We start from the raw sequence: 18,916 nt of genomic DNA, 5'->3' as shown, positions 1-18,916 counted from the left end.
CGGGAAAACAATCTTACGCTGCGTTCGGCGTACTGGCGCGCTCGACGATCAGCCCCGCCCCCGCAAAATCTTCCGCGGCGACAGCGTCGATCTGTCGCTCAATACCGCGGGTGAGCCCGGCTGGCACGGTCACCGCGAAGCCGCGCGCGATGAGTCCATCGACGGCCCAGCGGACGCAGTAATCTGCGGCGACGCCGATCACTGTGACATCGGTGACGCGCCTCGCCGCCAAGTCCGCAAAAAACGCCTCGCGCTCAATAGTCGGCTGGTTCGGCTCTCGCGCATCCTCGAGTGCAAGTCCCGGTTCGGCCCACATATCGAACACCCCCTTCTCGATCCGCCATGCAGGGATCGCCGGGTCGACCAGCGCGACGTCGAGCATGTTGCCCCACCCTTTTGTCCCGCGAATGCAATGGATCGGGAACATCGCTGCCTCGGGCGACGCGGCGTAGGTCTCGACGAAATGCGTGTCGAACGTGAACAGGACGCCGGCAACCTCGTCAGGCGTGAGAGCCGACAGCCACGACTGCATCGGAGCGATCAACTCTTCCGCCCCCGCCACGCTCAGCGCGCCGTCGCCCGCCATGAAATCCCACTGCGTATCCACCACGACCACGAACCGCGTCATCGCCCATCTCCTTTGCCCGCTGCTTGACACAAACGCGTCTTCTCGGACACCCGGCCCCTACGCAACGCAGGAGCCCATGCGCATGGCCGTGACCGATATCGCCACCCGGACGTACAATCACAATTTCCGGCTCGATCCGATCGTGCGCAGCCTGCTCGATACCGATTTCTACAAGCTGTTGATGTTGCAGATGATCCGGCAGACGTATCCCGACGTCAGCGCCACCTTCGCGCTCATCAACCGGACCAAGACGGTGCGGCTCGCCGAGATCGTCGACGAGGGCGAACTGCGCGCGCAGCTCGATCACGCGCGGACGCTGCGGTTCGCAAAGAAGGAGCTGATCTGGCTCGCGGGCAACAGCTTCTACGGCAAGCAGAAGATGTTTGGCCCTGAGTTCCTCGCGTGGCTCGCGGAGTTTCAATTGCCTTCGTACGATCTCCGCAAGGTCGACGGGCAGTATGAACTGCATTTCGAAGGGCCCTGGAGCCACACGACGATGTGGGAAATTCCCGCACTGACGATCATCAACGAACTGAAGTCGCGCGCGGCTCTGCGTAATCGTGGGCGGTTCGCGCTCGACATCGTCTACGCGCGCGCCAAGGCCAAGCTGTGGGAAAAGGTCGAGCGGCTGCGCGAGCTGCCCGACCTCGTGCTGTCGGACTTCGGCACGCGGCGGCGACACGGGTTCCTGTGGCAGCGCTGGTGCGTCGAGGCGCTGAAGGAAGGGCTCGGCGACCGCTTTATCGGTACGTCGAACGTGCTGCTGGCGATGGACGCCGACCTGGAGGCGATCGGCACGAACGCGCACGAACTGCCGATGGTGACCGCCGCGCTGGCCGACAGCGACGCAGACCTCGCCGAAGCGCCGTACCGCGTGCTCGAGCATTGGCGGCAACATTATAACGGCAATCTACTGATCGCCCTCCCCGATGCGTTCGGGACGACGGCGTTCCTGCGCAACGCGCCGCACTGGCTGGCGGAATGGACCGGCTTCCGCCCCGACAGCGCGCCGCCGATCGCGGGCGGCGAGCAGATCATCCGCTGGTGGGAGGAGCAGCGAGTCGATCCGAAGACGAAGCTGCTGATCTTCTCCGACGGGATGGATATCGACACGATCGAGCAGACGTATCGCCATTTTCATGGCCGCGTGCGGATGAGCTTCGGCTGGGGGACGAACCTGACCAACGACTTCCGCGGCTGCGATCCCGACGGCGCGGCAGCGCTGGAGCCGATCTCGCTGGTCTGCAAGGTGATCGAGGCGAACGGGCGGCCGGCGGTGAAGCTGTCGGACAATCCCGCCAAGGCTACGGGCGAACCTGCGGAGATCGCGCGATATCTGCGGGTGTTCGGGGAAGCAGACCGAGCGACGGCGCCGGTGCTGGTGTAACCACCTATTGCCCCCCTCCCTGGAAGGGAGGGGTCGGGGGTGGGTCGGTTTCCGGATCAGGCAACGTTGCGACACAAGCTGGCCTACCCACCCCCAGCCCCTCCCTTCCAGGGAGGGGAGCAGCTTGCGTCCTAGTCCTCGACCAGCTTCATGAAGCGACGCTCGACCGGCGCCAGCACTGGTCCCAACTCATGCCCGCGCTTAACCACCACGCCGGCCTCGCCAATCAGCGCCCACATCCCCTGCTTGTTGCGCAACGAAGGCCGTTTCTCGATCCTGAACTCCGGCCGTTCGGCGGCGCGGCGGAAGGCGGCGAACACCGCGGCGTCCTTGCCGAGATCGATCGCATAGTCGCGCCAGTGACCCGCCGCGACCATCCGGCCGTAAAGATCCAGAATCCGGTTCAGTTCGAGGCGCTCGAAGCCGACCTGCGTCGCCTTGGACGGTGTGGGAAAAGGTACGACGCCCATCAGTTACTCACCATCATGCGCGGTCGCGGCGGTCCTCTGGATGTTCGTCGGCGAGCAGCGCATCGAGCCGCTTGCGCATCGTCTCCAGCTCGCAGCGCATGATTTCCATCTTCTGCGTCGCCGGATCGAACATCTCGCTGCACGGCGTCCCGTAGGGCACGAAGCGCGGCACCTCGGGCGCGTTGCCGCCCTCGATCGTCGTCGCGCGCGCGGGGATGCCGACCACCGTCGTGCCCGCCGGGACGTCACGTGTCACGACCGCGTTGGCGCCGACCCGCGAGCGCTTGCCGAGCGTGATCGGGCCGAGCACCTGCGCGCCCGAGCCGATGATCGCGCCATCGGAAATGGTCGGGTGGCGCTTGCCCTGCACGCCGTTGTCGGGGCTGGTGCCGCCGAGCGTGACGCACTGGTAGATCGTCACGTCGTCGCCGATCTCCGCAGTCTCGCCGATAACGACGAAGCCGTGGTCGATGAAGAAATTGCGGCCGATCGTCGCACCCGGATGGATGTCGATCGCGGTCGTGAAGCGCGACCAGTGGTTGACGCAGCGCGCGAGGAAATAGAGTTTCGCCTTGTACAAGCGGTGCGCGATGCGGTGGTAGCCGAGCGCCCAGACGCCGGGATACAGCATGATTTCGGCGCGCGAATGCGGGGCGGGATCGCGGGCGCGGATCGAATCCAGATAGGCCAGTAATCCGCTCGACATCCGCAGTCCCCTTCGCGATTTCCGTATCTAGGGTATCGAACGACCGATTTCCAGAACCGCGCGCATGGGCCGCCTCAGGCCCCCACATCGGACTGCCGGGATCGGGGTAAAGCCTATCTTTGTTGTGGGATAAGCCCGCGCGTTGCACTCTGCGCGCGATATTAAGGGGATGCCGATGTTCGACCTGACGACCTTGAGCTTCGAGACGCTGTTGCCGTTCATCCTGGTCGGGTTCGCCGCGCAGATCGTCGACGGCGCGCTGGGGATGGCGTTCGGGGTGATCTCGAACACGTTGCTGCTGTGGGTCGGCGTGCCGCCGGCCGCGGCGTCGGCGGGCGTGCATACCGTCGAGACCTTCACCACCGCGGTGTCGGGGATCAGCCATGTGCTGCACAAGAACGTCAACTGGACGCTGTTCCTGCGGCTGATGATCCCGGGCGTGATCGGCGGCGTGCTGGGCGCGTACGTGCTGTCGAACATCGATGCGAGCACGGCGAAACCGTTCATCCTCGCGTATCTGACGTCGATCGGCGTGTACCTGCTGTACCGCGGGCTTCGCTATCCGCCGAAGCAGAAGGAGCCGAAGATCGTCGAGCCGCTCGGGCTGGTTGGCGGGTTTCTCGATGCGGCGGGCGGTGGCGGCTGGGGGCCGGTGGTGACGTCGAACCTGCTGGTGCAGGGCGCATCGCCGCGGACCACGATCGGGACGGTGAATACCGCCGAGTTTTTCCTGACCGCGACGATCTCGGCGACGTTCATCACACAGCTCGGCTGGGCGGCATTCACGCAGGCCACCGTGGGGCTGCTGATCGGGGGCGTGCTCGCGGCACCTTTCGGCGCGATGCTGGCGAAGCGCGTGCCGGCGAAGACGCTGATGGTGCTGGTGGGGGTGATCCTGACGATCACGAGCCTCTTCGGCCTGTACCGCGCGATCTGGCACTGATTTCTTTGGAAATCCTCCCCCGCCAGGGGGAGGTGGCACCGAAGGTGACGGAGGGGGAGGATCGCGTAACATCGGTTACCCTTACCTCCCCCTCCGTCTGGCAAGCGCCAGCCACCTCCCCCTTGCGGGGGAGGATCAACAGGTCACAGAGTCGCGTGGACCGTCGCGACCGCGGCCATCACCGCGCCGATCCGGACCGACGTCTGGATCGCCTCGGCCGTCACGCCGGCCTTCTTCAGGATCTGCTCGTGGCTGTCGATGCACATGCCGCAGCCGTTCATCGCCGACACGGCAAGGCTGAACAGCTCGAAATCGACCTTGTCGATGCCCGGCTGGCCGATCACGTTCATCCGCAGCTTGGCGGGCATGTTGCGGTATTCCTGGTTCCCGGCGAGATGCGTGAACCGGTAATAGACGTTGTTCATCGCCATCACCGCAGCCGCCGCACGCGCCGCGTTCGCGGCTTCCGGCGAGAGCTTCGGCGCGCATTCGGCCTCGGCGGCCTCGACCAGCGGCTTATAGCCCGAGCCGTGTGCGCAGGTGAGCAGCAGCCCGTATTTGCGCTGGTCGGTGAGGTGCGTCTCGTTGAGCAGCGAGCCGACGTTGAGGCGGATGTCCTTGGCGTAGTCGGGCAGTTGCCCTGCGAATTCCTTGAGCGACATATCTTACTTCCTTCTGCTCCCCTTCCGCCTGCGGGAGGGGGCGGGGGAGGGACTGGAGACAAAAAGAGAGGGCGGTCCGTGTGGACACGCCCTCCCCCAACCCCTCCCGCAAGCGGGAGGGGAGTTTTAGTTACGCAGCGAGCTGGAGGACGTCGTCGCCCTTGTTCCAGTTGCACGGGCAGAGCTCGTCGGTCTGCAGCGCGTCGAGCACGCGGAGCGTCTCGGCGGGGTTGCGGCCGACGTTCAGGCCGTTGACCTGGACCGCCTGGATGACGTTGTCCGGATCGATGATGAACGTCGCACGAAACGCGACATGCTCGTTCTTGTCGACGATGCCGAGCGCGTCGGCGAGCTTCGCGCCGTTATCCGCGAGCCACGGGAAGTCCGCGGCTGCAAGGTCCGCGTCCGACTTGCGCCAGGCGAGATGGACGTGCGCGGTATCGGTCGACGCGCCGATCAGGACGGCGTCGCGGTCCTCGAAATCGCCGCGGATGTCGCTGTAGCCGACGATCTCGGTCGGGCACACGAACGTGAAGTCCTTCGGCCAGTAGAACAGCACCTTCCACTTGCCGGGATAGGCGGTCGTCAGGTCGAGCGTCTCGCCGGCGGGCAGCGCAGCGGTGCCCTGCTGGACGGGAATGGTCATCGAGGGGAACTGGTCGCCGATGGTCAACATGATGGAAGCCTCCTGGAATTAAACTTGGCTCCAGGCATCCTCAAAGGCGGCGGTTGGCCCGCTCGGTTGTTGTGCATTGCGGTATAGGGGGCTGGTGTAATCGATCCAACGCTCTATTTATCATCTGATGATCGATAGAGGCGATTAATGGCTGCGACCTACCTACCTACGTTGAAACAGTTGCAATATCTTGTTGCGCTGAAGGACCACGGCCATTTCGGACGCGCCGCGGAGGCGTGTTTCGTCACGCAATCGACGCTTTCGGCGGGCCTGCGCGAGCTCGAAACGCTGATCGGCGTGGTGCTGGTGGAGCGCACCCGGCGAGTCGTACGGTTCACGCCGCTGGGCGACGGGATCGCCGACAAGGCACGGCGCGTGCTGCGCGAGGCGGAGGAACTGGGCGACATGGCGCGCGCCGCCGGCCAGCCATTGTCGGGCGACATGCGGATGAGCGTCATCCCGACAATCGCGCCGTTCATGCTGCCGAGGATCCTGCCGCGGCTGCGGAAGGACTATCCCGACCTGAAGCTGTTCCTGCGCGAAGAGCCCAGCGGTCCGGCGTGCGAGGGCCTGCACAATGGCCGTACCGATTGTGTGCTGCTCGCCCTCCCCTATGCGTGTGGCGAGGTGACGTCGGAGACGCTGTTCGAGGATCGCCTGTTCGTCGCCTATCCGTCGGGCGAGGAGCCGACCGCGCTCCCCGCGATCCCGGCGTCGGCGATCGACGAGACGCGGCTGTTACTGCTCGAGGACGGGCATTGCCTGAAGGATCATGCGCTGGGCGCGTGCAACCGTCCGGAGCTGCGCGCGGAGGCGACCATGCTGGGGACGTCGCTGCACACGATCGTCCAGATGGTCGATAACGGGCTGGGCATCACGATGCTGCCTGAAATGGCGCTGAAGGCGGGGATCCTCGACAACACCAACATCACAGCGAGGCCGCTCGACGAGAAGAATGCGGTGCGGCGGATCGCGCTCGTCTGGCGCAGGGCGAGTCCGCGAGAGAAGGACTTCCGGTTGATGGCGAAGGCACTGGCGGACGTACAGTAACCGCATTGTCGTAGCGCCCCGCCCTTTCATGGATGGGAGACCGTTGCGAACTGGGCGCGCTCGGTCTTCACCCCATCCCGAGATCGACACGCTTGCGCAACCAACTCGGCCTTCGATCGTATGTTTCCCAGTTCCCGCTGGAGATCGAACGATGTCGAAGACGCTTCCACTGCTGCTGATGACCAGCGCGCTGGCACTCGCCGCGTGTAGCGGCAAATCCAAGGACGACGTGGCCAGCGCCTCGACGACGCCCGCCAATCCCGCGCTGGCGGTACCGAACGGGCCGCCCGCAGTCGCCAATCCGACCGTCGGCGGCGTGCCGATGATGGCGACGCGGACGATCGTCGACAACGCGTCGGCGGCGCCTAACCTGTCGACCCTGGTTGCCGCTGTGAAGGCCGCGGACCTGGTCGGCACGCTGTCCGGCCCCGGCCCCTTCACCGTATTCGCGCCGACCAACGATGCCTTCGGACGGCTCGCGCCCGGCATGGTCGACACGTTGCTGAAGCCAGAGAACAAGGCCTCGCTGACCAAGGTGTTGACGTATCACGTCGTGCCGGGCGTCATCACCGCCGACGATCTGCGCCAGCGCATCGCGGCCGGTGGCGGTACCGCGACGTTGACCACGGTCGAGGGTGACCCGATCACTGCGACAATGGTAGGCGCAGTCATCGCCCTCACCGACGTTAACGGTAACAAGAGTTATGTCGAGACGGCAGATGTCCGCCAGTCGAATGGCGTCGTGCACGTCGTCAATGGCGTAATCGTCCCGAAACTGAGCTAAATCTGAGTTAGACAGGCTCGGTTCATCGTAGCGATGCTACGGTTTATCGGTGAAATTGTTGATATCGTTGTTTCTATACCCAAATTGCCCCGTTCAAGTTTCATTCGTCCCAATTACAATCTCTGGAGTTGCAGATGACTGTTAAGACCAACCTTATGATTGCTGCGGCAACGAGCCTCTTTATTGCCACGGGTGCGACTGCCCAGACGGCAGCGCCAACCGCGCCGCGGACTGCGGCACCGGCCGCGCCACAGACGGCGATGCCAGCGACGCCAACCACTCCGGCGGCACCCGGCACCGCGGTTGCTCCGCAACAGCCCGGCGCGCCTGTCGCGCCGACTGCTGCGGCAACGACGACGATCGCCGCTGCACTGCCGACGCTGCCGAACCGCGCGACGCTGGCGAAGCTGGTGACTGCCGCGAAGTTGCAGGCGACGCTCGCAGGCCCCGGCCCGTACACGCTGTTCGCGCCGAGCGACGAGGCCTTCACGCGCCTGCCCGCCGGTGCACTCGACACGCTGCTGAAGCCTGAGTCGGCACCTACGCTGGCGACGATCATCAAGTATCACGTCGTCGCCGGTGCACTGACCGCGGATCAGTTGAAGGCGCAGATCACTGCGGGCGGTGGCAAGGCCACGCTGACGACGCTGGCAGGCCAGCCGCTGATCGCAGGGCTTGGGCCGAACGGCAACATCGAGTTGACCGACACGGCCGGTATCAAGTCGTACGTCGATACGGCGGACATCAAGGAGACGAACGGCGTCGTTCATCTCACCAACGGCATGAGCGTTCCGAAGCTCGGCTGATGTGACTGCGGGCCGCGATCTCGAATGGGGTTGCGGCCCGTTTCCTGTTTCCCCGCGAAGGCGGGGATCCAGTCTGGGCTCCCGCCTTCGCGGAAGAACAAGCTTTGAGCTAGAGGCTCGGCTTATCCCAGCGTGCCGCGGCGGCGTGGTCGCCATCACGTGCCTCGACCCAGCTAGCCTCGACCCCACGCGTTTCGCGCTTCCAGAACGGCGCGTCGGTCTTCAGCCGGTCGATCAGATACGCGCAGGCCTCCAGCGCCGCGCCACGGTGCGCCGCCGTCGCAGCGACGAACACGATCCGCTCCCCCGGATGCATCGGCCCGACGCGGTGCACGATGATCGCGGCGCTCAGCGACCAGCGCTCGACCCCGCCCTCGGCAACCTTGAGCAACGCGGCCTCGGTCGCGCCAGGATAATGTTCGAGCTCTAGCGTTCCTACACCGTCGTCAGCACGCACCAGTCCGGAGAACGTCGCCACCGCGCCCGCCCCTGCAGCTTCCGCGCGTGTCATCTCGGCCGCGATATCGATCGGCGACTGCTGGACCGAGATGTGGATCATCCACCGGTCACCGGTGGGAAGATAGCGATCTCCTGTGCGCGACCGATCGGCGTATCGAGCGGCACGAAATCCTGATCGACCGCCGCGCGCAACCGCGATCGGTTCTCGAAAGCCCCAGCATGCGCCGGGCTCATCTCGGCCAGCCAGTCGACCAGATCAGCCACCGTCACGACGCTTGCCGGCGGCTCGACCGACTCTTCGCCCGTGCCGATACGCTCACGCACCCAGGCGAAATACACCATCCGTATCGTCATTTTCAGTCCATGTGCTTCAAGCCGACGCGGAGATAATCCCATCCGGTCAGCAACGTAAGGACGGCCGCACCCCACAGCGCGACGATGCCGACATTATGCACCCAGACCATTTCGGGCACCGAACCGCCAAGGATGATCCCGCCGAGCGACACGAGTTGCAACGTCGTCTTCCACTTGGCGAGCTGCGATACCGGCACCGAGACCTGCACCTGCGCCAGGAACTCGCGCAATCCCGACACCGCGATCTCGCGCAACAGGATGACAAGCGCGGCGATGACATGGATGCCGGCAATATCGCGCGTGCCGACCAGGATCAGGATCACCGCCGCGACCATGATCTTGTCCGCGATCGGATCGAGAAAGATCCCCAATCGCGACACCGCACCGCTCGACCGCGCGAGGTACCCGTCGAAATAATCGGTGATGCCCATCAGGCAGTACAGCACGAAGGCGATGCCGTAGCCCGCCTCCCAGTCGGGCCACCACAGGAACCAGACCAGCAGGGGCACCGCGACGATCCGCGACAATGTCAGGAGGTTAGGCAAGCTCAGCACCCACCACCCCTATACCGGTCGGTCGCGGGGCGAAACCGGTTTAACGTTGGCGTGCGGATGACGCTCGGCTAAGGGTTCGACACATTACCGCAACGATCAGGGCTATTTCCCGTCATGCTCAATGCCCTCGGGTTGCTGAAGCAACGTCGCTTCCTGCCCCTGTTCACCACGCAGTTTCTCGGCGCGTTCAACGATAATCTGTTCAAGACCTCGATGGTCCTGTTCGCGACCTATGCCGTCTTCAACGATCCGAAGATGGAGGCCAATTTCAACGCGCTGGCGACGGGACTCGGCATCCTGCCGTTCTTCCTGCTGTCCGCGCTCGCCGGGCAGTTAGCGGACAGCGAAGACAAGGCGCGGATCATCCGGATCGTGAAGACGGTCGAGATCGGCATCATGCTGCTCGGCGCGACCGGCCTGATGGTCGCGCGTGCCGGGCATCCGTCGCTGGGAATTGGGCTGATGCTCGGCGCGGTGCTGTGCCTCGGCGTGCACTCGACCTTCTTCGGGCCGATCAAATACGCGATCCTGCCGCAGCATCTGAAACCGTGCGACGTGCTTGGCGGCACCGGGCTGGTCGAGGCGGGCACGTATCTCGCGATCCTGCTGGGTACCGTCACCGCGGGCTGGATCCCGATCGAGGGTGCCGCTGCCAGCGTGCTGATCGTCGCGGTGATCGGCTGGTTCTCCGGCCGCCAGGTACCGCCGGCGCCGCGCGAAGGGCCGCCGCTGAAACTCGACTACAACCCGTTCACGGCCTCGTGGCGGCTGATCAGCGCGACGCTGCACATCCCGCGACTGTTCCTAGCGATCGTCGCGATCAGCTTCTTCTGGACGATCGGCGCGGTGCTCATCATCGTCTTCCCACCACTGGTGAAGAACGTGCTGACCGCCGACGAGCGAGTCGCGAGCTTCGTGATCGCGGTGTTCTCGGTCGGGGTCGCGATCGGCTCGGTGGTCATCAACTCGATGCTGCGCGGACGCATTTCGGCGAAGTTCTCGCCCGCGTCGGTGATCGCGATGGGCGGCTTCGTCGTGCTGTTCTCGTTCCTGGCGCGCAACTGGACGCCGGCGCCGGCAGGACAGTATTATGACTGGACGGGGTTCATCCACCAGCCGGGGGCCGTGCCCGTGCTGGCGACGCTGCTGGCGATCGCGATCACCGGCGGCATGTTCGTCGTGCCGCTCTATGCGTTCCTGACGACGACCGTCGAGAAGGACCAGACCGCGCGCACCGTGGCGGCGAACAACGTCGTCAATTCGGGCGCGATGACGATCGGCTCGATCCTCGTCATCGGCATCACCGCGATGGGTGTGACGCCCGAGGACATGCTGTTTCTCGTGGCGGCGATGTGCCTCGTCTCGGCATGGCTCGCACAGAAGCTGCACCGGGCTTGCGATGACGACGCGATCGGGTGTTTGCCGACACTTCGACACTAAAACCCTCCCCCGCCAGGGGGAGGATCGTTCTTCTCAGAAAATGAAGCTGTAGAAACAGGTGAAGAACGCCGCGAAGCTCAGCAGGAAGAGCTTCACGTCCTGATCGTCGTTCTTGGTGCTCGCGATTATCGGCGGCGGCAGCGACCGACGCAGCGGGTGGCGGGCAGCTTCGTTGGTGAGGACTAGGCGTCTGGTCATGATAGAAACGTTAACGTCGCGTTTACTAATTCGACCAGTGCCAAAAGTGGTTAAGCTCGGGGCGTCCGGCAATGGGACAGAAATGCGCCTTCGCTATCGCGCCGCGAGCCGCCACCGCGCCGCTATCCTTGCGTAACATCCGCGTATAAGCTCCGGGCTTTCCCCGCGATTCTGCGGGATCGAGGACCCGGACCATCGAGCAGATCGGTGCACTTCCCTACGTGATCGACGAAGCCGGCCACGCCCGCGTGATGCTGATCACCTCACGCGATACTGGCCGCTGGGTAATCCCCAAGGGCAACCCTATCGTTGGGCTCGCCAGCCACGAGGCGGCGGCACAGGAAGCCTTTGAGGAAGCCGGCATCCGCGGCATCCCCTGCCCCTCGCCCGTCGGGCAGTTCGCGTACCGAAAACGCCGCCGCACCGGCCGTTACCGCGACATGATCGTCACCGTGTTTCCGCTCGCATTCGTCGAGCAGGTCGACGACTGGCCCGAGCGTCATCAACGCGACACACGCTGGTTTACGCTTGATCGCGCGGCGGAGGCTGTCAATGAGCCCGGCCTGAAGGCGCTGATCGCTGCTTTCCGTGAGCCGCCGATCCCGGCGTCGCTCGCGCAACGTATCTTACCCGTCGTACGCACGAGTGCGAAAAGGAGAATTCCGATGCTGGGCTGGTTCCAGTCGCTTATGCCGAAGCAGGGACGGTTCTTCGAACTGTTCGACGCGCATGCCGCGACCCTGGTCGCCGGCGCCGATGCGCTTGCACGGCTGCTCCACGGCGAAGGCTCGATCGAGGGTCAGATCGCCGAGATCGTCAAGCGCGAGCACGAGGCCGACGATATCACGCGCGAGGTGTTGCAGGACGTCCGCCGCGTGTTCGTCACGCCGTTCGACCGCAGCGCGATCACCGACCTGATCGGCGTGATGGACGACGCGATCGACCAGATGAACGGCACCGCCAACGCGATCGCGCTGTACGAGGTCACCGAATTCTCGCCCGAGATGCGCGACATGGCCGGCATCATCGTCGAGGCCGCGCGGATCACCGCGGAGGCGATCCCTCTGCTGCGGTCGCTCGGCACCAATGCGGGCCGGTTGCATGACCTGACTGCACGGCTGATCCAGATCGAGGGGCATGCCGACGATATCCACGACACGGGCCTGCGCGCGCTGTTCCAGGCGTCGAAGATCAGTGCGGACCCGATGACCTTCATCATCAACCGCGAGATCTACAGCAGCCTGGAAAAGATCGTCGACCGCTTCGAGGACGTCGCGAACGAGATCCAGGGGCTGGTCATCGACCATGCTTGATGTGTCGCTTGAGCCCGCGACCTCCCGCACAGCTCCCCCCCGGCGAAGGCCGGGGCCCAATTGGGGGACGGCAATAACGAAGGGCGGCGTTCCGTTGCTGCAACCTTTCCAATTGGACCCCGGCCTTCGCCGGGGGGGTGAAGCGGTAGCGGATAGGGCGGCAACCGCATGATCCTCTCCCTCCCCCTCCTCATCGGCCTCATCGGCATCGCGCTGCTGTTCGACTTCCTGAACGGCCTCCACGACGCGGCGAACTCGATCGCCACCGTCGTCTCCACCCGCGTCCTGAAGCCGCAATACGCCGTGCTCTGGGCCGCGTTCTTCAACTTCATCGCGTTCGCCGTGTTCGGCCTTCACGTCGCGCAGACCGTCGGCACCGGGATCGTCCAGGCGCACGTCATCGACGCGCAGGTGATCTTCGCCGCGCTGATGGGCGCGATCGCGTGGAACGTCATCACCTGGGTGCTCGGCATCCCGTCGAGCAGCAGCCACGCGCTGATCGGCGGCCTGTTAGGCGCCGGCATAGCTAAGGTCGGCTTCGGCGCGATCGTCTGGAAAGGCGTCATCGCCACCGTCCTCGCGATCTTCGCCTCGCCCGCGATCGGCTTGATGCTCGCACTGGTGCTCGTGCTGATCGTCGCGTGGACCAGCCTCAAGCTCACCCCGCTCGGCGTCGACAAGCGTTTCCGCAAGCTCCAGCTGATCTCCGCCGCGCTCTATTCGCTCGGCCACGGCGGCAACGACGCGCAGAAGACGATGGGGATCATCGCCGTGCTGCTCTATTCGCAGGGCCTGCTCGGCGGCGAATTCCACGTGCCGCTCTGGGTCGTGCTGTCCTGCCAGGCGGCAATGGCGCTCGGCACGCTGTCGGGTGGCTGGCGGATCGTCCACACGATGGGCTCGAAGATCACGCGTCTTACCCCGGCACAAGGGTTCTGCGCAGAGACCGGCGGCGCGATCACGCTGTTCGCGGCCACCTTCTGGGGCATTCCCGTATCGTCGACTCACACCATCACCGGCTCGATCGTCGGAGTCGGCGCTGCGCGGCGCCTGTCCGCCGTTCGCTGGAACGTCGCGAGCAACATCGTCGTGGCATGGACACTGACGTTACCCGCCGCGGGGCTGATCGGCGCCGGCACGTACTGGCTCGTCGGACTGTTCGTCTAAGCCGGAAATAGTTGAGGCTGGTCCGCCGCCGCTCCGTCATCGTATCGGAGCGGCGGCGTTCTTGCTCGTCCGTACGCCGCTCCACCCGAAACCCAGAGCAACGTATCGGCCGGACGGCTTACTTGATCCCGCCGCCCTGCAATGGTGCGACCGCGTCCTTGCCGAACTTCACGATCAGCTCGCCGATCTCGCGCGCCTGGCTCATGCTGCGCTGGCTCTGCTCGCGCAGGTAGTCGCCCTGGATCTTCATCACCTGGGTCAGGTCGCTGGCGCTCGCCGCCTCGCGCATCGCCGCGAAGGCCTCGCGCGCATTCTGTTCGGCCTGGTCGATCATCGCCTTGCCGATCGTCGCGCCGCCCTCGGCGATCTTGCCGCCCGACTCCTTCATCGCCTCGCCAGCGCGCCGCGCCGGATCGACGACCTTCTCCGAGAACGCATCGCGCGCCTTCCCGGCATTCTCGCGCATCGTGTCCGCCGCGTCCTTCGCCGCATCCGCCGCGCGGTCGGTTGCCGCCTTGCTAGCGTTCGCACCGTCATCGACTGCCTGCTTGAAGTCGTCCGCCATCGTCTCTCTCCTGTGTTGCGCTATCGGTCGTGGTTTCAACCGGCATGCCCGGCTTTGGTTGCAGCCGCTCGGGTCAGCGGATGGTCGTGACGGACACGAACAGTTCGGCCGTCTTCGCACCCGATAGCTGCAAGGCATAGCGCCCCGCCGGTAACACGAAGTCGACCATCTTCTTCACTGGCGAACAGGCCGGTCCGTGCGCATGCGCGGCGGACGTCAGCACCTTGCCCGACTGGACGACATCGATCCACGCCGCTCCGCCAAGCGCCACGCGGTACGTTCCCGCCTTCGCGACGTCGAACCGGACCACGCCGGAAAAACTATCCGCCGCAGGTGCCTTCGCCGGCGTGACCTCGAATCAAACCCCAGCCGACGGCTTAAGCGCCAGCCGACCCACCGAGCCGATCGGAAGCACCCCGCCCGGCGCAACCGAAGCCGGCTTGCTCCATCCGGCGAACTCGGTCGCGACGGTAGCCGGGCACGACGGAGCCCCCGCCTGCTGTGCCGCGACCCTATCCGCAGAAACAAACATCACGGTCGCCACCAACACCCAGCTTGCCATCGTCGTCCGCATATCCGCCTCCGTTGTCGGACCCATGATGCGCGCAATGCGGCGGGTTGCCTACCGTCGAAAGCGTCAGGGCAATCGGCGCGAACGACACCGATCGGCCTTCTCCAGCTTGCACGCGCGCGCATTACTCACGATAGGTCGCGCGGCTTTTACGGGGAACGTCCATGCGCATCACGATGATCGGTTCTGGCTATGTCGGCCTGGTGTCCGGCGCCTGCTTTTCGGATTTCGGCCATGACGTGATCTGCGTCGACAAGGACCAGTCGAAGATCGATGCGCTGCATGCCGGCCGCATGCCGATCTTCGAGCCTGGTCTCGATCAGCTCGTCGCGTCGAACGTCGCCGCGGGGCGGCTGACCTTCACCACCGATCTCGCCAGCGCGGTCGCGGACGCCGATGCGATCTTCATCGCGGTCGGCACGCCGTCGCGGCGCGGCGATGGCCATGCCGACCTCAGCTACGTGTTCGCCGCAACCGAGGAGATCGCCGCCGCGGTTACCGGCCCGACCGTGGTCGTCACCAAGTCGACCGTCCCCGTCGGCACGGGCGACCGGGTCGAGGCTATCCTGCGCGAGAAGCGTCCCGACATCGACGTCGCGGTCGTCTCGAACCCCGAGTTCCTCCGCGAAGGTGCCGCGATCGGCGACTTCAAGCGCCCCGACCGCATCGTCATCGGCACCGAGGACGAGCGCGCCAAGCAGGTGATGCGCGACGTCTATCGGCCGCTCTACCTCAACGAATCGCCGATCCTGTTCGTCGGTCGCCGCACGTCCGAGCTGATCAAATACGCCGCCAACGCGTTCCTCGCGACCAAGATCACCTTCATCAACGAGATCGCCGACCTGTGCGAGGCGGTCGGCGCCGACGTGCAGGACGTGTCGCGCGGGATCGGGCTCGACAACCGGATCGGCAAGAAATTCCTCCACGCCGGGCCGGGCTATGGAGGCTCGTGCTTCCCCAAGGACACGCTGGCGCTGCTAAAGACCGCCGAGGATTACGACACCCCGGTCCACATCGTCGAAGCCGTCGTGAAGGTGAACGACAGCCGCAAGCGCGCGATGGGCCGGAAAGTCCTGCACGCGCTCGGCGACAATCCCCGCGGCAAGACGGTCGCGCTGCTCGGCCTCACGTTCAAGCCCAACACCGACGACATGCGCGACGCCCCAAGTCTCGCGATCGCGACCGCACTTGCCGACGCCGGTGTGACGGTCCGCACGCACGATCCAGAAGGCATGGCGCCCGCCAAGGTGATAATGCCCGACCTCGTCTATTGCACGGACGCCTATGACGCGGCCGAGGGTGCCGACGCGGTCGTGATCGTGACCGAATGGGATGCCTATCGCGCGCTCGATCTCGCGCGGTTGAAGCGCGTGATGGCCGGGCCGGTGATGGTCGACCTCCGCAACGTCTATCAACGCGCCGACGTCGAGCAGGCCGGGTTCGCCTACACCGCAGTCGGTCGGTGAGCGTCCCGGGCAACATATTCCAGTCACTGGACCTTTTGCGCGCTCTCACTATATACCGAACGGTATGAATAGGCTTTGCACGCTCACCGCCCCCAAGGGCCGCCCCCGCGAGTTCGATCTCGACGATGCGTTGGCGGGTGCGCTGCGCGTGTTCTGGCGCAACGGGTACGAGGGTGCATCGATGGCGGAACTGACCGCCGAGATGAAGATCACCAAGCCCAGCCTGTACGCCGCGTTCGGCAACAAGGAGGCGCTGTTCCACAAGGCGCTCGACCTCTACGAGCGCGAGAAGCTGGCGTATATGACGTATGCGCTGGATGCGCCGACCGCGCGTGCCGTAGCGGAAAACCTGTTGCGCGGCGCACTCCAGATGCAGATGAGCACCTGCGACCCCAAGGGGTGTCTTAGCGTCATCAGTAGCGTCGCATGCAGCGCCGAAGCCGAGCCAATCAAGGCCGAGGTCGCCAAGCGTCGCGCGTCGTCCGAAGCCGCGCTGATGAAGCGGTTCGACGAAGCCAAGGCCGCGGGCGAGTTCCCCGAAGGTCTCGAGTCGCATGCGCTGATGCGCTACCTGTTCGCGATCATGCAGGGGCTGTCGATTCAGGCCGGTTCGGGTGCGAGCTGCACCGAACTCCAGCAGCTCGTCGAGACCAGCATGCTCATGTGGCCAACCAAATAGACACGGTTTCTACCGCGTCGCGGAAAAAAATACCGGCCGGTACAAAAGTCTTGTTGACTAGATGAACGCCAGGTTTATATACCGACTGGTATCGAAGCTCTCTCCTACTTCGGATGGGGCAACCGGGGACACCAACCCATGACCACGGTTAAAACCTAGGCTTCGGCCGAACTTTCGAAAATTCCAAGCGGGCAAGCGCGGCACGGTGATGTGCCGGCAACGACCGCGCACGCCTCGCGACCAGCTGACGTCGGTGGACCGTCCACCGACGAAGGCCAGCGCTTGCCCAAGATCAAAAGGGGGACAATCCCATGGCTTATCTCGACCTCGACAACATGTTCGCTTCGCCCGTCACCAGCCGCACGCAGACGATCGCCGCCCCTGCCCCGACCGGCTTTTCCGCGCTGGAATGGAGCGTCATCGCACTCGCCAAACGCGACACGTTGCGCAGCCTGTCCGGCCCGAGCCGCATGTCGCGGGCGATGGGCAGCCTGTTCGGCCTGAGCACCGCGTCGCGGCTCGCCGACCCGAGGCTCGAGGCACTGCGGCGGATGGCCGTATACGCCTGGCGCCGCGGCTTCGCGCTGCCGATGGCCGAGATCCAGGGCTTCCTCGCCGCCGGTTTTGCCGAGGCACAGATCGAAACGCTCGTCGAGAGCGTGACCGGCATGCGCGTCGGCATCCAGCAGAAGCGGAGCATCGCAGCGTGAACCAACTTACCACGATCACGGCCGCGAACGACGCCGACGTCGTCGCGTCGCCGCCCGCGGACCGTCACCGACGACCCGCATGGCAGCGCGGCGCGATGGTGCTCGTGCCGATCGCGCTGCTTGGCGCGGTCGGCGTGAAGCTGTTCGATCATCCCGACGCGGCGATGGCGGCACCCCCGCCCGCCTCCGTCACGGTCGCGTCGCCACTGGTGCGACAGGTCAGCGAGTGGGACGATTATGTCGGCCGCTTCGCACCGAGCCGCACCGTCGAGATCCGCCCGCGCGTGGCGGGCGAAGTCACCGGCATCCACTTCCGCGACGGCGAGATCGTCAGCAAGGGCCAATTGCTCTTCACGATCGACTCCCGCCCGTTTGCGGCTGCTCTGGCTGAGGCGCATGCCAACGTCGCGAGCGCACGCAGCGCCTTGTCGCTGGCCCGCACCGATCTTGGTCGCGCACAGCGGCTAGTCGCCGATGAAGCGGTGTCCGCTGGCGAAGTCGACGCCCTCCGCGGTCGGCTCGAAGCAGCGCAGGCCGCACTCGCCGCAGCACAGGCTCGCGAGCGCGCCCGTGCCTTGGACGTCGGTTTCACGCAGGTTCGCGCACCGATTGGCGGTCGTATCTCCGACCGCCGCGTCGATGCGGGCAACCAGGTCGCGGGCGGCGAAGGTACCGGCGGCACGGTGCTGACGACGATCAACGCGCTCGACCCGATCTACTTCACGTTCGACGGCTCCGAGGCGCTGTACCTCAAGACGCAGCGCGCACGGCAGCCCGGCGCGACGCCGGCGGCGGTCGAGATCCAGTTGCAGGACGAGACCGAGCATCGCTGGAAGGGCAAGCTCGACTTCACCGACAACGGGCTCGACCAGCGCTCGGGCACGATCCGTGGCCGCGCGATCCTTGCCAACCCGGGGTATTTCCTGACGCCGGGGATGTTCGGCAACATGCGCCTCGCAAGTGCCGGAACGCGGCAGGCGCTGCTGGTGCCCGACGATGCGGTGCAGACCGATCAGGCACGCAAGGTCCTGCTGACGATCGATGCGAAGAACGTCGTGAGCCAGAAGCCGGTCGAGCTCGGCCCGGTGGTCGATGGCCTGCGGATCGTGCGCTCGGGGATCGGTCCAAACGACCGGATCATCATCCAGGGGACGCAGATGGCGATGCCCGGCGCGACCGTCGCGCCGAAGGTCGGCCGGATCGTGGTGGCGTCGGGTACGACGGCGCCAGCTTCGGTCCAGCCCATCTCGGGTGAAGCCACGCTCGCGAAGTAAAATCGCTACCCGACCAATTCCGTCATCCTGACGAACGTCAGGACCCAGAGTTCG

The 18,916-nt window shown here is 65.3% G+C and carries 24 protein-coding genes; 12 read left to right on the top strand and 12 right to left on the bottom strand.

Translation table 11 applies throughout. From position 1 onward, the window contains the following. Window positions 1–13: 13 nt before the first annotated feature. Window positions 14–628, bottom strand: a complete 615-nt coding sequence (locus O6X71_RS01280; protein ID WP_353464113.1) for a cysteine hydrolase family protein — start codon at window positions 626–628, stop codon at window positions 14–16. Between the two features lie 82 nt (window positions 629–710). Between O6X71_RS01280 and pncB the strand changes: the two genes are divergently transcribed. Next, window positions 711–2,015, top strand: coding sequence for a nicotinate phosphoribosyltransferase (pncB, locus tag O6X71_RS01275; RefSeq protein WP_353464112.1), 1,305 nt, complete (start codon window positions 711–713; stop codon window positions 2,013–2,015). 131 nt (window positions 2,016–2,146) lie between these two features. Here the strand turns inward: pncB and O6X71_RS01270 are convergent, their stop codons facing one another. Together O6X71_RS01270 and epsC are read right to left on the bottom strand one after the other, a co-directional pair. Continuing rightward, window positions 2,147–2,485 (bottom strand): DUF2794 domain-containing protein, encoded by a 339-nt coding sequence (locus O6X71_RS01270; RefSeq protein ID WP_353464111.1) that lies wholly within the window; start codon window positions 2,483–2,485, stop codon window positions 2,147–2,149. A gap of 13 nt (window positions 2,486–2,498) precedes the next feature. Then, window positions 2,499–3,191, bottom strand: a complete 693-nt coding sequence (gene epsC / locus O6X71_RS01265; protein WP_056057758.1) for a serine O-acetyltransferase EpsC — start codon at window positions 3,189–3,191, stop codon at window positions 2,499–2,501. A gap of 175 nt (window positions 3,192–3,366) precedes the next feature. Here epsC and O6X71_RS01260 point away from each other — a divergent pair, with 175 nt between their 5' ends. After that, window positions 3,367–4,134 carry a sulfite exporter TauE/SafE family protein gene (locus O6X71_RS01260; protein WP_056052944.1) on the top strand — a complete coding sequence of 256 codons (768 nt, stop codon included), beginning with the start codon at window positions 3,367–3,369 and terminating at the stop codon, window positions 4,132–4,134. Window positions 4,135–4,277: 143 nt separating this feature from the next. On the opposite strand, the gene O6X71_RS01255 is transcribed toward O6X71_RS01260, so the two are convergent. Next, window positions 4,278–4,796 carry a carboxymuconolactone decarboxylase family protein gene (locus O6X71_RS01255; RefSeq protein WP_056051403.1) on the bottom strand — a complete coding sequence of 173 codons (519 nt, stop codon included), beginning with the start codon at window positions 4,794–4,796 and terminating at the stop codon, window positions 4,278–4,280. Window positions 4,797–4,926: 130 nt separating this feature from the next. Further along, the gene (locus O6X71_RS01250; RefSeq protein WP_055879693.1) at window positions 4,927–5,472 is read right to left on the bottom strand and encodes a peroxiredoxin; all 546 of its coding nucleotides are present in this window, start codon (window positions 5,470–5,472) and stop codon (window positions 4,927–4,929) included. A 147-nt stretch (window positions 5,473–5,619) separates the two neighbouring features. Between O6X71_RS01250 and O6X71_RS01245 the strand changes: the two genes are divergently transcribed. The 3 genes from O6X71_RS01245 to O6X71_RS01235 all read left to right on the top strand — a co-directional run bounded on the left by O6X71_RS01245 (window position 5,620) and on the right by O6X71_RS01235 (window position 8,112). After that, the gene (locus O6X71_RS01245) at window positions 5,620–6,522 is read left to right on the top strand and encodes a hydrogen peroxide-inducible genes activator (protein WP_056057748.1); all 903 of its coding nucleotides are present in this window, start codon (window positions 5,620–5,622) and stop codon (window positions 6,520–6,522) included. 151 nt (window positions 6,523–6,673) lie between these two features. Beyond that, window positions 6,674–7,306: a fasciclin domain-containing protein gene (locus O6X71_RS01240; protein WP_167397686.1), complete on the top strand. Its 633-nt coding sequence runs from the start codon at window positions 6,674–6,676 to the stop codon at window positions 7,304–7,306. A gap of 134 nt (window positions 7,307–7,440) precedes the next feature. Next, window positions 7,441–8,112: a fasciclin domain-containing protein gene (locus O6X71_RS01235; RefSeq protein WP_353464110.1), complete on the top strand. Its 672-nt coding sequence runs from the start codon at window positions 7,441–7,443 to the stop codon at window positions 8,110–8,112. Between the two features lie 109 nt (window positions 8,113–8,221). On the opposite strand, the gene O6X71_RS01230 is transcribed toward O6X71_RS01235, so the two are convergent. The 3 genes from O6X71_RS01230 to pgsA are packed head-to-tail and all read right to left on the bottom strand — an operon-like array spanning window position 8,222 to window position 9,479. Beyond that, window positions 8,222–8,671, bottom strand: a complete 450-nt coding sequence (locus O6X71_RS01230; RefSeq protein WP_353464109.1) for a molybdenum cofactor biosynthesis protein MoaE — start codon at window positions 8,669–8,671, stop codon at window positions 8,222–8,224. Next, window positions 8,668–8,925: a molybdopterin converting factor subunit 1 gene (moaD, locus tag O6X71_RS01225; RefSeq protein WP_353464108.1), complete on the bottom strand. Its 258-nt coding sequence runs from the start codon at window positions 8,923–8,925 to the stop codon at window positions 8,668–8,670. Before moaD ends, O6X71_RS01230 begins: the two co-directional genes overlap by 4 nt. A 2-nt stretch (window positions 8,926–8,927) precedes the next feature. Next, window positions 8,928–9,479, bottom strand: a complete 552-nt coding sequence (gene pgsA, locus O6X71_RS01220) for a CDP-diacylglycerol--glycerol-3-phosphate 3-phosphatidyltransferase (RefSeq protein WP_192974756.1) — start codon at window positions 9,477–9,479, stop codon at window positions 8,928–8,930. 114 nt (window positions 9,480–9,593) lie between these two features. On the opposite strand from pgsA, the gene O6X71_RS01215 reads away from it, so the two are divergent. Further along, window positions 9,594–10,919: an MFS transporter gene (locus O6X71_RS01215; RefSeq protein WP_353464107.1), complete on the top strand. Its 1,326-nt coding sequence runs from the start codon at window positions 9,594–9,596 to the stop codon at window positions 10,917–10,919. Window positions 10,920–10,952: 33 nt separating this feature from the next. Here O6X71_RS01215 and O6X71_RS01210 read toward each other — a convergent pair whose 3' ends face one another. Next, entirely contained in the window at window positions 10,953–11,117 is a 165-nt protein-coding gene (locus O6X71_RS01210; protein WP_353464106.1) for a hypothetical protein, read from the bottom strand. A 194-nt stretch (window positions 11,118–11,311) separates the two neighbouring features. Between O6X71_RS01210 and O6X71_RS01205 the strand changes: the two genes are divergently transcribed. Further along, entirely contained in the window at window positions 11,312–12,430 is a 1,119-nt protein-coding gene (locus tag O6X71_RS01205; RefSeq protein ID WP_353465031.1) for a DUF47 family protein, read from the top strand. Window positions 12,431–12,598: 168 nt separating this feature from the next. Beyond that, on the top strand, window positions 12,599–13,597 hold the full coding sequence (locus O6X71_RS01200) for an inorganic phosphate transporter (RefSeq protein WP_107962801.1): 999 nt from the start codon (window positions 12,599–12,601) through the stop codon (window positions 13,595–13,597). A 118-nt stretch (window positions 13,598–13,715) separates the two neighbouring features. Here the strand turns inward: O6X71_RS01200 and O6X71_RS01195 are convergent, their stop codons facing one another. The 3 genes from O6X71_RS01195 to O6X71_RS01185 all read right to left on the bottom strand — a co-directional run bounded on the left by O6X71_RS01195 (window position 13,716) and on the right by O6X71_RS01185 (window position 14,736). Then, entirely contained in the window at window positions 13,716–14,162 is a 447-nt protein-coding gene (locus O6X71_RS01195) for a phasin family protein (RefSeq protein WP_347812401.1), read from the bottom strand. 73 nt (window positions 14,163–14,235) lie between these two features. Next, entirely contained in the window at window positions 14,236–14,472 is a 237-nt protein-coding gene (locus O6X71_RS01190) for a hypothetical protein (protein ID WP_353464105.1), read from the bottom strand. A 48-nt stretch (window positions 14,473–14,520) separates the two neighbouring features. After that, the gene (locus tag O6X71_RS01185; protein WP_353464104.1) at window positions 14,521–14,736 is read right to left on the bottom strand and encodes a hypothetical protein; all 216 of its coding nucleotides are present in this window, start codon (window positions 14,734–14,736) and stop codon (window positions 14,521–14,523) included. Between the two features lie 161 nt (window positions 14,737–14,897). Between O6X71_RS01185 and O6X71_RS01180 the strand changes: the two genes are divergently transcribed. The 4 genes from O6X71_RS01180 (at window position 14,898) to O6X71_RS01165 (ending at window position 18,862) form a co-directional block, all read left to right on the top strand. Continuing rightward, a complete protein-coding gene (locus O6X71_RS01180) occupies window positions 14,898–16,199 on the top strand; it encodes a UDP-glucose dehydrogenase family protein (protein WP_353464103.1) in 1,302 nt (433 codons plus the stop codon). Between the two features lie 64 nt (window positions 16,200–16,263). Continuing rightward, a complete protein-coding gene (locus O6X71_RS01175) occupies window positions 16,264–16,878 on the top strand; it encodes a TetR/AcrR family transcriptional regulator (protein WP_353464102.1) in 615 nt (204 codons plus the stop codon). Window positions 16,879–17,189: 311 nt separating this feature from the next. Continuing rightward, window positions 17,190–17,588, top strand: a complete 399-nt coding sequence (locus O6X71_RS01170) for a hypothetical protein (protein WP_333929425.1) — start codon at window positions 17,190–17,192, stop codon at window positions 17,586–17,588. After that, entirely contained in the window at window positions 17,585–18,862 is a 1,278-nt protein-coding gene (locus tag O6X71_RS01165; RefSeq protein WP_435368427.1) for an efflux RND transporter periplasmic adaptor subunit, read from the top strand. Before O6X71_RS01170 ends, O6X71_RS01165 begins: the two co-directional genes overlap by 4 nt. The last annotated feature ends 54 nt before the right edge of the window (window positions 18,863–18,916 follow it).

It is taken from the genome of Sphingomonas faeni, from assembly GCF_040407505.1.
Lineage (GTDB): Bacteria > Pseudomonadota > Alphaproteobacteria > Sphingomonadales > Sphingomonadaceae > Sphingomonas > Sphingomonas faeni_E.
Note: the sequence above shows the minus strand (reverse complement) of the source record. Positions and strands in the feature narration are given on the sequence as shown.